12 protein-coding genes are annotated in these 13,376 nt (G+C 73.2%); 4 read left to right on the forward strand and 8 right to left on the reverse strand.

The features are described from left to right. Positions 1 to 11: 11 nt before the first annotated feature. On the forward strand, positions 12 to 641 hold the full coding sequence (locus FHX81_RS20765; protein WP_211363530.1) for a response regulator: 630 nt from the start codon (positions 12 to 14) through the stop codon (positions 639 to 641). Here the strand turns inward: FHX81_RS20765 and FHX81_RS20770 are convergent. Genes FHX81_RS20770 through FHX81_RS20785 form a run of 4 tightly spaced genes read right to left on the reverse strand, consistent with a single transcriptional unit; the run spans position 633 to position 7,358 of the window. Beyond that, a complete protein-coding gene (locus tag FHX81_RS20770; RefSeq protein ID WP_141979737.1) occupies positions 633 to 1,751 on the reverse strand; it encodes a GAF domain-containing sensor histidine kinase in 1,119 nt (372 codons plus the stop codon). The two genes, FHX81_RS20765 and FHX81_RS20770, sit on opposite strands and share 9 nt — an antisense overlap. Next, a complete protein-coding gene (gene cydD / locus FHX81_RS20775; protein ID WP_141979738.1) occupies positions 1,748 to 4,837 on the reverse strand; it encodes a thiol reductant ABC exporter subunit CydD in 3,090 nt (1,029 codons plus the stop codon). The genes FHX81_RS20770 and cydD overlap by 4 nt, the downstream gene beginning before the upstream one ends. After that, positions 4,834 to 5,850 (reverse strand): cytochrome d ubiquinol oxidase subunit II, encoded by a 1,017-nt coding sequence (cydB, locus tag FHX81_RS20780; RefSeq protein ID WP_211363532.1) that lies wholly within the window; start codon positions 5,848 to 5,850, stop codon positions 4,834 to 4,836. The genes cydD and cydB overlap by 4 nt, the downstream gene beginning before the upstream one ends. Positions 5,851 to 5,861: 11 nt before the next feature. After that, positions 5,862 to 7,358, reverse strand: a complete 1,497-nt coding sequence (locus FHX81_RS20785; protein ID WP_141979740.1) for a cytochrome ubiquinol oxidase subunit I — start codon at positions 7,356 to 7,358, stop codon at positions 5,862 to 5,864. A 151-nt stretch (positions 7,359 to 7,509) separates the two neighbouring features. Between FHX81_RS20785 and FHX81_RS20790 the strand changes: the two genes are divergently transcribed. Beyond that, positions 7,510 to 7,848 carry a hypothetical protein gene (locus FHX81_RS20790; protein ID WP_141979741.1) on the forward strand — a complete coding sequence of 113 codons (339 nt, stop codon included), beginning with the start codon at positions 7,510 to 7,512 and terminating at the stop codon, positions 7,846 to 7,848. A gap of 249 nt (positions 7,849 to 8,097) precedes the next feature. Continuing rightward, positions 8,098 to 8,697: a TMEM165/GDT1 family protein gene (locus FHX81_RS20795; RefSeq protein WP_141979742.1), complete on the forward strand. Its 600-nt coding sequence runs from the start codon at positions 8,098 to 8,100 to the stop codon at positions 8,695 to 8,697. A gap of 39 nt (positions 8,698 to 8,736) precedes the next feature. Here FHX81_RS20795 and FHX81_RS20800 read toward each other — a convergent pair whose 3' ends face one another. The 4 genes from FHX81_RS20800 to FHX81_RS20815 are packed head-to-tail and all read right to left on the reverse strand — an operon-like array spanning position 8,737 to position 12,096. Further along, a complete protein-coding gene (locus tag FHX81_RS20800; protein ID WP_246107902.1) occupies positions 8,737 to 9,339 on the reverse strand; it encodes a Uma2 family endonuclease in 603 nt (200 codons plus the stop codon). A gap of 49 nt (positions 9,340 to 9,388) precedes the next feature. Continuing rightward, positions 9,389 to 10,057: an IclR family transcriptional regulator gene (locus FHX81_RS20805; RefSeq protein ID WP_141979743.1), complete on the reverse strand. Its 669-nt coding sequence runs from the start codon at positions 10,055 to 10,057 to the stop codon at positions 9,389 to 9,391. A 3-nt stretch (positions 10,058 to 10,060) separates the two neighbouring features. Continuing rightward, entirely contained in the window at positions 10,061 to 11,233 is a 1,173-nt protein-coding gene (locus FHX81_RS20810) for a fumarylacetoacetate hydrolase family protein (protein ID WP_141979744.1), read from the reverse strand. After that, positions 11,230 to 12,096, reverse strand: a complete 867-nt coding sequence (locus FHX81_RS20815) for a hypothetical protein (protein ID WP_281291742.1) — start codon at positions 12,094 to 12,096, stop codon at positions 11,230 to 11,232. Before FHX81_RS20815 ends, FHX81_RS20810 begins: the two co-directional genes overlap by 4 nt. Before the next feature lie 69 nt (positions 12,097 to 12,165). Here FHX81_RS20815 and FHX81_RS20820 point away from each other — a divergent pair, with 69 nt between their 5' ends. Beyond that, positions 12,166 to 13,344, forward strand: a complete 1,179-nt coding sequence (locus FHX81_RS20820) for a homogentisate 1,2-dioxygenase (RefSeq protein ID WP_141979745.1) — start codon at positions 12,166 to 12,168, stop codon at positions 13,342 to 13,344. Positions 13,345 to 13,376 lie beyond the last annotated feature (32 nt).

Here is a 13,376-nt window from a genome sequence, read left to right on the forward strand (position 1 = left end):
ATGGTTGGTTCGTGCCGGTGCGAGTGTTGCTCGTAGACGACCACGAGGTGGTGCGCAGGGGCCTGCGCGAGTTGCTGGAGGACGAGGACGACATCTCGGTGGTGGCCGAGGCGGGCGGGGTGGGCGAGGCCGTGGTCCGGGCCGCGGCGACCCGGCCGGACGTGGCCGTGGTGGACGTGCGGCTGCCCGACGGCGGCGGGGTCGAGCTGTGCCGTCGGCTGCGCGCGTCGGCGGACGGTCCGCGGTGCCTGGTGCTGACCGCGTTCGACGACGAGGAGGCGCTGGTCGGCGCGATCATGGCGGGCGCGTCGGGCTACCTGCTCAAGCAGGTGCGCGGGCAGGACCTGGTGACCGCGGTGCGCGAGGTGGCGGCCGGCCGCTCGCTGCTGGACCCGCAGACCACCGCCCGCGTCCTGGACCGCCTGCGCCGCCCGGCCGAGGTGGACGTGCTGGACGCGTTGACCGAGCAGGAGCGGCGGGTGCTGGACCTGATCGGCGAGGGTCTGACGAACCGCCAGATCGCCGAACGGCTGTTCCTGGCGGAGAAGACGGTGAAGAACTACGTCACCGCGGTGCTGTCGAAGCTGGGCATGGAACGCCGCACCCAAGCCGCCGCCTGGGTCGCCCGCCGCTCACGCTAGGGGCACGTGCCAGGTGATCGTGGTGCCGGTGCGGGGGGAGGACGTGATCTCGCAGCCCCCGCCGGCGGCCAGGGCGCGTTCCTCCAGGTGCCGCAGACCGCGCCGGGCGACGCCGCGCGGGATGCCGCAGCCGTCGTCGGTGACCCGCAGGTCCAGCCGGTCGGCGGTGCGGCGCAGCTCGATGCCGACGTGCCGGGCGCCCGAGTGCCGCACCACGTTCGACAGCGCCTCGCGCAGCGCCGCACGGGCGTGGTCGGCCAGGTCGGTCGGCACGGACGCCACGTCGCCCTCGATGCGGACGTCCGGCTCGTGCCCGAGCAGTTCGCCCGCGGTCCGCGCCTCGGCCAGCACCGAGCCCTTCAGGTCGACGTCGCCGGGGTGGCCGGGGTCGGCGCTGCGCAGCGCCCGCACGGTGGCGCGGACCTCGGCCATGGTCCGGTCGAGCTGGTCCACGCACTCGGCCAGCCGGCGCGCCTCCCGGCCTTCGAGCTTCAGCCGCCGGTCCAGGAGGTCGAGCTGCACGCCCGTCGCGTACAGCCGCTGGATGATCACGTCGTGCAGGTCGCGCGCGATGCGCTCGCGCTCCTGGTAGACCGCGACCCGCTGGCGCGCGGTCGAGCCCTCGGCCAGCACGACGGCGAGCCCGGCCTGCGCGGCGAACGCGGTCAGCACCTCGACGGTGTCCGGGCTGAACGGCTGCGCGCCCTTGCGCCGGTACACGGCCAGCGCGCCGATCCGGCGTTCCTTCGTGCCGAACGGCGCGACCGCGAACGGCCCGTAGCCGCGCAGCGCCTTGGGCACGAACGGCGCGGTGCGGGGGTCGGTGGTGAAGTCGTCGGCGACCACGGGCACGCCGGTCCTGGCCGCCCGTGCGGCCGACGAACGGCTCGACAGCACCACGCCCACCGGGTCGTCGTCGCCGGAGGAGGCCTCGACGGTGAGCGTGCCGTCGTCGGCGGTGGCCATGGCGAGCCCGAGGTCCGCGCCGGCGAGCTCGACGGCGCTGCGCACCACGAGCGGCAGCACGGCGTCGGGGTCGTCACCGGCCAGGGCCGCCGAGGTGATCTCGGTCGACGCGGCGAGCACGCGTGCGGGGTCCACGGCGGTCAACGGTAGGCCCTGGCCCGCACCCGCCCGTCGGCGACGTCCAGCACCAGGTCGGCGCGGTCGGCTTCGCCCGGCCGGTGGGTGATGTGGATGACGGTCTTGTCCCGCAGCACGTCGTCGAGGCGCGCCAGCAGCGCGGCGGCGGTCGGCTCGTCCAGGTGGGCGGTCGGCTCGTCGAGCAGCACGAGGTCGGCGTCGTGGAGCAGGGCGCGGGCCAGCGCGACCCGTTGCGCCTCCCCGCCCGACAGCAGCGTCGGGCCGATCACCGCGTCCAGGTCGAGCCGGACGCCGGCCACGTCGAGCGCCCACCGCAGCCGGTCGTCGTCCGCCCGGGGGTCGCCCAGCCGGAGGTTCTCCCGGACGGTGGTCGTGACCAGCAGGGGTTCCTGCGGGCACCACGCCACCCGGTCGGGCCTCCACACCAGCCCTCGCTCGGGTTCGAGGAACCCCAGGAGCAGCGCGAACAGGCTCGACTTGCCCGCGCCGGACGGGCCGACGACGGCCACCTTCGCCCCGGCGGGCAGGTCGACCGACACCCGTTCCAGCACGGGGTCCGCACTGCCCGGCCACCGCGCCGTCACGCCTTCGAGCGAGACCGCGCCGCCGACCGAGCCCACTTCGACCCGGGCCGCCGACGTGACCGGTGGCTGCTCGACGATCCGGCCGTACGCCTCGCGCAGCGCCGCGCAGTGCTGGGCGGCGGCGGGCAGCGCGCTCAGCACCTCGGCCAGCGCCAGCGGAGCCAGCCCCAGGACCGGCAGCAGCAGCGGGTCGACGCCGCCGGCCAGGCCGATGCACACCGCCGACGCCAGCCCGGTGGTCAGGTGCACGATGCCGATCGCCGCGCCCGCGCCGAGCGCCTGGCGGCGGGCCAGCCGGGCGAGCGCGGCGTCCCGGCGGGCCAGCTCGGCGCGCACCCGGCCGTCCGCGCCGAACGCGATCAGGTCCGGTGCGGCGGTGAGCAGGGTCAGCACCTGCTCCGACACGTGCCGCCGACCGCGGGCGAGCACGGCCGTGGCGCGGCGTTCGGTGAGGACCGCGACGAGCGGCGCGAGCGTGCCGCCGACGGCCAGCGCCACGGCCAGCGCGAGACCGGCCACCGGTTCGATGGCGGTGAACAGCACGACCGCCGCCACCGACACCCCCACCGCGATCAACGGCGGTTGCAGCACCCGCGGGACCAGGTCGCGGACGGTGTCGACGTCGTCGACCAGGCGGGTGAGCTCGGCCCGCCCGGGTCGCAGGCTCCGCCAGAGCCGGACCCGCAACGACTCGGCGTGCCGGAACGCGGCGTCGTGCGACACCAGCCGCTCCAGGTACCGCAGCACGCCCTTGGCCAGCGCGAACGTGCGCACGCCCACCACCAGCACGGACAGCGTCAGGATCGGCGGCTGGGTCGCCGCCTTCGCGATCAGGTGCGCGGCCAGCGCGGTCAGCGCCACGCCGCTCAACGACGCCGCCGCGCCCAGCGCCGCACCGGCCAGCAGCCGGCGGGTGGGGCGCGGTGTCCGCGGCGCGGCCGGCCGGTCGTCCACGACGCGGACCGCCCGTGCGGCGGCCACGTCCCCGGCCGGCTCGCCCACCAGCCGGTGCGTGGCCAGCACGACGGCCGCGCCCTCGTCGGCGGCCCGGTGCACGGCGGCCATCACCTTCGCGGCCGTCGCCCGGTCGAGGTGCGCGGTGGGTTCGTCGAGCAGCAGCACGGTCGCGCCGTCCCGCACCCGCGTCAGCGCGCGGGCGACCGCGACCCGCTGCCGCTCCCCGGTCGACAGCTCGGTGATCGGCCGCGCCACCAGGTGGTCCGCGGCCACGGACGCCAGCACGTCGTGGTCGACCCGGCCGGTGGTGAGCTCCAGCTCGTCGGCCACGGTCCGCCCCGCGAACGCGGGCCGCTGCGGCACCCAGGCGATGGCCGACCGGTCGACGGCCACCGACCCGCCGTCCGGCTCCACGAAGCCGAGCAGCACCCCGAACAGCGTCGACTTGCCCGCGCCGCTGGGCGCGTCCAGCCGGTGCACCTCGCCCGGACGCACCCGGAACCCGACCCCGTCGGGCGCGAACCGCCCCCGCCGCCGCACCCGCAGGTCGCGGACCTCGACGCCCTCGACCGACTCCGCGCGGTGCGCGCGGGGCTGGGGCGTGGGGATCTCGGCGACCCGCCGCACCGCCTCCACACCGTCCTCCGAGGCGTGGTGCGCGGCGCCGGCGGCCCGCAGCGGCAGGTAGCACTCGGGCGCGAGGATCAGCACGACCAGGCCCGTGAGCAGCGTCATCTCCCCCGACACCAGCCGCAGGCCGATGCCCACCGCGATCAGCGCCACCGACAGCGACGCCACGACCTCCAACACCAGCGCCGACAGGAACGCCACCCGCAACGTGCCCATGGTGGCCCGCCGGTACCGCTCGCCGACCTCGCGCACGGCCGACGCCTGGGCCGCCGCCCGGCCGAACGCGGTCAGCACCGGCAGCGCCCGCACCAGCTCCGCGAGCCGCCCCGACAACCGCTCCAGCGCCGACGCGGCCGCCTCCACCCGCGCCGACGTGAACCGGCCGATCAGGATCGCGAACACCGGGATCAACGGCAGCGTCACCGCGACCAGCACCGCCGACGTGGGGTCGGTGACCAGGATCCAGCCGCCCACCGCCACCGGCACCACGGCCGTCGTCACCAGCGCGGGCAGGTACCGGGTGAAGTACGCGTCCAGCGCGTCCAGCCCCTTGGTCGCCACCACCGCCAGCGACGCCGGGCCGCGCGCCACGATCCACGACGGCCCCAGCCCGAGCGCCCGGTCGAGCACCGCCGCCCGCAGCTCCTCCTTCGCGCCCGCCGCCGCGCGCGCCGCCACCGACTCGGTCGCCCACGCCAGCCCGGCCCGCGCCACCACCGCGACCGCCAGCACCGCCAACGACCCGCCGCCCACCAACGCCGACGCCAGCGCCACGGCCTGCCAGACCAGGGCGACGGCGGTCAGCGCGGCCAGCACCGCGCACCAGGCCAACGCCCGGCGCGCCGACCGCGAGAGCGATGGCAGCGCGCCGAGCGGGCCCGTCCCCGGCTTCTTGGCGGAAGGGGCTCCGGGGAAGTTCACCGGCTCGACCCGGTGGGCACGTGGACATCCGGGATGTGCCGGGTGCCGATCCGCTTGCGGAACACCCAGTACGTCCACCCCTGGTAGACGAGCACGGCGGGCGTGCCGAACGCGGCCACCCAGGTCATCACGGTCAGCGTGTAAGGGCTCGACGCGGCGCCCGCCACGGTGAGCGACCACGCCGGGTCCAGGGTGGACGGCAGCACGTTCGGGTACAGCGCGCCGAACAACGCCGCCACGGTCGCCGCCACCGCGACGCCCATCAGCGCGAACGCCTGCCCCTCGCGCCGCAGCACGAGCCGCGCGTACGCGCCGAAGGCTGCCAGCCCCACCACGATCGAGGCGGCCCACGTCCACACCGACCCGAACCGCAGCTGCACGGTCAGCAGCAGCACCACCAACGGCAGCAGCGCGAACGGCGCGACCTTCAACGCCAGCGCGCGGGCCCGTTCCCGCACCTCGCCCTCGGTCTTCAGCGACAGGAACACCGCGCCGTGCACCAGCGCGTACCCGGCCACGGCCGCCGCGCCGAGCAGCGTCTCCCACCGGACCGACGCGAACGGCGAGCCGACCCGGTCGCCCGCGGCGTCCAGCGGCATCCCGAACACGGTCGTCGCGAGCAGCAGCCCGACCCCCAGCGGCGCCACCCACGACCCGGCGACGATCACGGCGTCCCACGTGCGCCGCCACCGCGCCGAGTCGACCTTGCCCCGGTACTCGAACGCCACGCCGCGCCCGATCAGCGCCAGCAGGAACAGCACCAGTGGCAGGTACACCGAGCTGAACAGCGACGCATACCAGTCGGGGAACGCGGCGAACGTGGCGCCGCCCGCGACCAGCAGCCACACCTCGTTGCCGTCCCACACCGGCCCGATCGTGTTGATCAGCACCCGCCGCTCGCGCTCGGACCGGCCGAGCACGGGCAGCAGCATGCCGACGCCGAAGTCGAACCCCTCCAGGAACAGGTAGCCCAGCCACAGCAGGGCGATCACGCAGAACCAGAACGTCTCCACGTCCGTCCCCCTCAGTACGCGAACGACAGGACGTCGTCGTCACGCTTCTCGGTGTCGTCACGCTTCCCGGTGTCGTCGTCCGGCGCCCGAGCCGGCAGCACGCCCGCGACTCCGGCGCGGACGTACCGCCGGATCAGGAACACCTCGACGCAGGCCAGCACCCCGTAGACCAGCGTCAAGGCGATCAGCGACGTCAACACCTCCCCCGGTGTCGACGACGACACGGCGCGGGCGGTGAACATCCACACACCGTCCACCCCGCTCGGGTTCGGCACCACCACGAACGGCTGCCGCCCCATCTCGGTGAAGATCCAGCCGAAGCTGTTGGCCAGGAACGGCGTCGCGATGCTGCCCAGCGCCAGCCACTTGAACCACCGGCCGCCCGGCGTCCGGCCGCCCCGCGTCAGCCACAGGATCAGCAGGCCCGCGCCGACCGCGAGGCCACCGAAGCCGATCATCAGCCGGAAACCCCAGTAGGTGACGGGCAGGTTGGGCACGTAGTCGATCGGCTTGCCGGACAGCTCGCCGAGCTTCGGGTCGACCGGGTAGTTGGTGCCGTACTTCTCCTGGTACATCGGCACCAGGTCCTCGATGCCCTTCACCTCGGTGGTGAAGTCGTTGTGCGCCAGGAACGACAGCAGCGCGGGCACCGTGACGCTCTTGACGTTCTCGCAGTCGGGCCGCGACACGTCGCCGATCGCGAAGACCGAGAACGCGGCGGGCTGCTCGGTGTGGCACAGCGCCTCGGCCGCGGCCATCTTCATCGGCTGCTGCTCGAACATCAGCTTGCCCTGCACGTCACCGCTGATGGCGAGGCCGGTGAACGCGGCGACGCCCACCCACGTGCCGAGCTTGACCGACGCGCGCCACACCGGCCCGTCGTCACCGCGCCGCCACAGGTGCCACGCGGCGATGCCCACCAGGAACGTCCCGGCGACCGCGAACGCGCCGAAGATCGTGTGCGGGAACGCGGCCAGCGTCGTGTTGTTGCCCAGCACCGCCCAGATCGAGGTCAGCCGCGGCCTGCCGTCGACCAGCTCCACGCCGACCGGGTGCTGCATCCACGAGTTCGCGGCCAGGATGAAGTAGGCCGACGCGATCGTGGCCAGCGAGAACGCCCACACGCACGCCAGGTGGACCTTCTTCGGCAGCCGGTCCCAGCCGAAGATCCACAGGCCGAGGAACGTCGACTCGACGAAGAACGCGACCAGGCCCTCCATCGCCAACGGCGCGCCGAACACGTCGCCGACGAACCGCGAGTAGGCGCTCCAGGTCATGCCGAACTGGAACTCCTGCACGATGCCGGTCACCACGCCCATGGCGAAGTTGATCAGCAGCAGCTTGCCCCAGAACTTGGTCATCGCCAGGTACTTGCGGTTGCCCGTGCGCACCCACGCGGTCTGCATCACCGCCACGAGGAGCGAGAGCCCGATGGTCAGCGGCACCATCAGGAAGTGGTAGACGGTGGTGATGCCGAACTGCCACCGTGCCAGGTCGAGGACGTCCACGGGTCGAACGTAGGTCGGGGAGGGGTCCCTCCCTCAGGTACGAGGGTCCCCCGGTACCCGGGACCAAGGTCCCGTCCTGGCCCCCGAACGGCCGTTGAGCAGGCCGGACGCCGACCGCTAACGTCGAGGACCCCCTGTTCTGGAGGAGATCATGAGACGAACCGCGCCCAGCCTGGCGGCGTTACTCACGGCCGCCGCGGCGGCCCTGGCCCTGACCCCGACGGCGAACGCCGTGACGAGCGTCGACGTGCAGTGCGAAAGCGGCGGCTCGAAGTACATGTGCTTCGCCTTCCATGACGCCCAAGCGCCCTCGACCATCCGCTGGTACGTCAACGGCAACTACATCCCGTTCCTGGACAACCGCACGTTCACCGGGCAGCGCGGCTGCTCGGCCGGCTCGTACGTCACCGCCCAGGCCGTGGTCTCCGACGCCACCGGCTCGGTCACCGGCACCGGCGGCGTGATCTGCAACGCCGGCCCCTGGCCGTGATGGTCGTCGTCACACCCCTCCGGCTCACCCGACGGGTTACGATGAGTCACGCCAGAGGGGAGTAGTTCCCCCGGGTCACCACGACCGGGGCGAGGAGATCGACACACTGATCCGCCGCGCGCGGATCCGGTCCCTCACCCGTTCCTCGTCGAGGAGCGGGCGAACGAGACCTCCGGCCGGGCAGCGCACCACGCCCGGTCGGGGTCGTGCTGCCTCCGTCCGGGTTCACATCGGACGTCGGAGGTACCCGTGGCACCCGAACTCATCGCCCTGGCGACGGCTTTCGCGATCGTCTTCCTGGCCGAACTGCCGGACAAGACCATGGTCGCCACCCTCGTGCTGACCACGAGGTACCGGGCGTGGCCGGTGTTCGTCGGCGTCACGGCCGCGTTCGCGATCCAGTGCGTGGTGGCCGCCACGTTCGGCGGCGTGCTCACCCTGCTGCCGGACCGGGTGGTCGCGGGCGTGGTCGCCGTGCTGTTCGGCGTGGGCGCGTTCCTGCTGCTCAAGGAAGGCTTCTCGAAGGACGGCGACGAGGCGGACGCGACCTCCGCCGGTGCCGACCGGGTGACGTTCGTGCGCGCCGCGCTGACCTCGTTCGGCGTGCTGTTCGCCGCCGAGTGGGGCGACGCCTCCCAACTGGCCACCGCCGCCCTGTCGGCCCGCTACGCCAGCCCGGTGTTCGTGGGCCTGGGCGCGTTCCTGGCCCTGACCACCGTCGCCGCCATCGCGGTCCTGGTGGGCCGCAAGATCGCCACCCGCATCCCGACGCACCTGATCCAGCGGGTGAGCGGCTTCGTCTTCGCCGCGTTCGCCGCGGTCGCGCTGTGGCAGGCGATCAGCGGCTGACCACGGATCACCGACCGGCCCTTCCCGCCCCGGTGACGTTCAGACGAGCCCGTCGAGCTTGAGCGTCACCGGGAACGGCACGGAGGTGGTGAACTCGCCGACGACGTCACCGGCGTCCTGGTACCCGAATTCGCCCGCGAGGTGGCAGGCGACCAACGAAACCGGGTGGTTGAGGTCGACGATCCAGTAGTGGGGGATGCCGGCGTCCTCGTACTCCCCGCGCTTGACCACCCGGTCCATCCTCTTCGAGCCGGGCGACACGATCTCCATGACGACCAGCACCTCGGATGCCTTCAGCATTCCGCCTTCATCGGGAACGCGATCCCGCGCGCTGCGTGGGATCACCACCATGTCGGGCCGGCGCGAGAAGCCGGGATCACCGTCGGGGACGAGTTCGAGGTCGACGTCGACGTCGACGTCCTGGATGACTTCCAAGTCGGCGGGCAATTGGTCCACGAACTGCATCGCGAGTCGCAACGACGCGTGGTTGTGGTTCGGCGAAGGACTCGGCGACATCAGGATGCGACCTTCTTGCAACTCGGTGTACCCGGACCCGGGTTCCCCGAGCTCGGCGTATTCGGCGACCGTGAACAAGTGCGGCTCGCCGGCCGAGTTCGTCATGTCCTCAGGCAGAGCGGTCACTTCGTTCTCCTTGCCTCTCACCGAGAGAGTTGCACACCGTCACTGTGCGTCAGCGCAACGCGTCAGCGACCTCCTGAGCCGCCCGCACCACCTGGGGCCCCACCACGTCACCGTCCAGCTTCTCCAAGGCCACCACGCCCACGCTGGCCCGCAACCCGGGCACGCCCCGCACCGGCGCCGCCACCCCGAACGCACCCGGCTGCAGCTCGCCCGTCGAGTGGACCCACTGCCGCCCCTCGGGCGACAGCCCGATCGCCTTGCCCGCCGCGCCCCGGTGCACGGGGTGGCGCGACCCGACCCGGTACGCCACGTGGTACGCCGTCCACGACGGCTCGACCACGGCCACCGCCTGCGCCTCGCTCCCGTCGGCCACGGTCAGGTGCGCGGTCGCGCCCACGGTCTCGGCCAACGTCCGCAGCGCGGGCTGCGCGGCCAGCCGCAACTGCGGCAGCACGTTCGACGCCAGCCGCAGCACCCCGAGCCCGAGCCGCACCTTCGACCCCTCGCGCCGCACCAGGCCGCGCGACTGCAACGGCACCAGCAGCCGGTACACGGCCGCCCGCGACGCGCCGATGGCCGACGCCAGCTCGCTGATCGACGGCGCCTCCGACTCGGCGTCGGCGACCGCCTGGAGCAGGGCCAGGCCCCGCTCCAGGGTCAGCGAGCTCTCCTTGGACGCGGGCGCCGGCAGCCGGCCGCGGGGATCGGGTCTGACCACGCTCTACCTCTCGTCGGCGGGCGCGACCGTGCCGACCACCTCGGCCAGCCCGACGACCGAACCGCCTTCACCCGGGGCCGTCGCGGTGATCCGCACCGTGTCGCCGTCCTCCAGGAACGTCCGCTCGTCGCCGTCGAGCACCACCGGCTCCTTCCCGCCCCAGCTCAGCTCCAGGAAGGAGCCGCGCTCGTCGCGGGCCGGGCCGGACACGGTGCCCGACGCGATCAGGTCGCCCGGCCGAACGGTAGCGCCGTTCGCCGACAGGTGCGCGAGTTGTTGCGCGAACGTCCACGACATCTCGCGGAACGGCGGCCGGGACACCACCACGCCGTTCCACTCGACCTGGAGGTCGATGTCCAGGCCCCACGGCCGTTCCTCGGCCAGGTACGGCAGCACGTCGTTGCCCAGCGGCGGCGGCGACACGCGGGCCACCGCGAACGCCTCCAGCGGCGTGATCCACGCCGAGATCGACGTGGCGAACGACTTGCCCAGGAACGGGCCGAGCGGCTGGTACTCCCACGCCTGCACGTCGCGCGCGGACCAGTCGTTGACCAGCGCCACGCCGAACACGTGGTCGACGGCCTGCGACGGCGTCAGCCGGGACGCGACCGGCCCGCCGCACACGAACCCGACCTCGGCCTCGATGTCCAGCCGGCCCGTCGGCCCGAACACGGGACCGGCGGACGTGCGGCGCTGCCCGTGCGGCCGCACGACCGGCGTGCCGGACACGACAACCGTCCCGGCCCGGCCGTGGTAGCCGATGGGCAGGTGCGTCCAGTTCGGCAGCAGCGCCTCGCCGTCGGGGCGGAAGATCCGGCCGACGTTCTCCGCGTGGTGGCGCGAGGAGTAGAAGTCCACGTAGTCGGCCACGGCGAACGGCAGCACGGCGTCGTCCAGCCCGACCAGCTCGGCGCCGCGCGGCGCGGAGGCGGCCGAGACGATCTCGACCAGCCGCGCCCGCAGCTCGCTCCACGCGGGCCGCCCGGCCGCCAGCAGGGCGTCGAGCGCGCCGGTGGCGATCAGCGGCTCCAGCCGCTCACCCAGGGCCAGCCCGCGCAGCAGCAGAGCCCGGTCGCCCACGCGCACCGCGACACCGCCGGGCACGACGCCGTAGGGCAGCGTCTGCGGCCCGAACGGCTCGTCGGCGGTGAACGCGGGGTCGTCGATCCAGCTCACAGCAGCCCCAGCTCCTCCAGGTCGGCGATCGGCTCGTCCAGCGAGCACGACCCGTAGGAGGCGAACACGCCGCGGACGGCGTGCGCGGCCTGGTCGGACAGCCCGGACGCCTCCTCGCCGAGCGCGACCGCGTCCGTGCTGGACAGCGCCTCCCGCACATCTCCACCGGAGAGCGAACGCGCGGTTGCCACGAGCAGGTTGAGGAACCCGTGGTGGGTGAACCCGGTGTCCTCGTCGGTGTGCCGCACGGCGTGGTGCAGGCCGGCGGTCGCCTTGAAGGCGACGCCGCCGCCGCTGACCACGGACAGGAAGTCGGCGACCTCGTCGACGCTGGGGAAGTTCTCCTTGCTCACCCCGCCGCACCGCAGCTTGGGCCAGCTGCCGTGCTCGATGACGCGGCGCACGCCGTCGAGCCACTCGGCGCCGCCCCGGCGGGGCTCGACCACCCGGATGACGTCCTCGGGCACGAACTCCGACACGCGTTCGAGCCACACCTCGTCCACGTCGGACGGTGCGGGCATCTCGACCATCCGCAGCGCGAGGAGCTCACTGCGGGACTCGACGATCGACACGGCCTTGGGCACACCTCCCAGGCCCGTGTCGATGACCAGCGACAGGGCGACCGGCTTCACCGGCTTGACCTTGATCAGCTCGGTGATCAGCTCGGCCAGCCGCGAGGCGGGGCACAGGAACAGGCCCACCGCACCGGCCCATTCCCCGGCACGTGCGTCGAGGTGGCCGCGGACCGCGTCGGGCATGGAGGCGTTGCCCGGCGGGAACAGTGCGGCGTCGTCGACAAGCCTCGCGAGCAGGGGCGGAGTGCCGCGTGGACCGGGCGCACGGAGTTCGAAGGCGCTTGACACGGCTGACACGCTAGTGGCGTACCGGTCAATGAACAAAGATGTCCGACTATCGAACGCCCGGAGTGAACCATGGCGTACTACCGCCAGGTGGGTGAGATCCCCCGAAAGCGCCACACGCAGTTCCGCACGCCGGAGGGCGGGCTGTACGCGGAAGAGCTCATGGGGGTCGAGGGTTTCTCCGCCGACTCGGCGCTGCTCTACCACCGCCACCTGCCGACCGCGATCGTCGACGCGGTCACCGTCGAGGAGACGCGCGGCGCGTTGGCGCCGAACCTCCCGCTCAAGCCCCGGCACTTCAAGACACCCGCGTTGACCTGGGAGAACCCCGAGGTGGACGCGGTCACCGGCCGGCGCACGCTGTTCGGCAACGCAGACGTGGTGATCGGGTTCGTGACCGCCACCGCACCCAGCCCGCTGTACCGCAACGCGGCCGGCGACGAGCTGCTGTACGTGCAGTCCGGCGAGGGCGTCGTGGAGACGATCTACGGCGCGTTGCCGGTCGCCGAGGGCGACTACGTGGTGCTGCCGACGTCGTGCACGTACCGCGTCGTGCCGTCCGAGCCCATGAACATCCTGGTGCTGGAGGCGACCGGGCACATCGGACCGCCGAAGCGGTACCTGTCGGCGAAGGGCCAGTTCCTGGAGCACTCGCCGTACTGCGAACGGGACGTGCGCGGGCCGGCGGAGCCGTTGCTGGTCGACGGCGAGGACGTCGAGGTGCTCGTGCGGCACCGCGCGGGCCTCACCCGGTTCACCTACGCCAACCACCCGTTCGACGTCGTCGGCTGGGACGGCTGCCTGTACCCGTGGGTGTTCAACATCCGCGACTTCGAGCCGATCACGGGCCGCGTGCACCAGCCGCCGCCGGTGCACCAGACGTTCGAGGGACCGAACTTCGTGGTGTGCTCGTTCGTGCCGCGCAAGGTCGACTACCACCCGCTGTCGATCCCCGTGCCGTACAACCACGCGAACGTGGACTCCGACGAGCTGCTGTTCTACGTCGGCGGCAACTACGAGGCGCGCAAGGGCTCCGGCATCGGCCTCGGCTCGCTGTCGCTGCACCCGTCGGGCTGCACCCACGGACCCCAGCCGGGCGCGGTCGAGGCGTCCCTGGGGATCGACTACTTCGACGAGACCGCGGTCATGGTCGACACGTTCCGGCCGCTGGACCTGGGCGAGGCCGCGCTGGCGTCGGAGGACCCGAAGTACGCCTGGTCCTGGGCACGTCGGGGTCCTGACCTGGGTTGATCGACTCTTTGTCGGTGGGTGCCTCTACCGTC

This window comes from Saccharothrix saharensis, from assembly GCF_006716745.1.
In the GTDB taxonomy this organism is placed as follows: Bacteria; Actinomycetota; Actinomycetes; order Mycobacteriales; family Pseudonocardiaceae; genus Actinosynnema; species Actinosynnema saharense.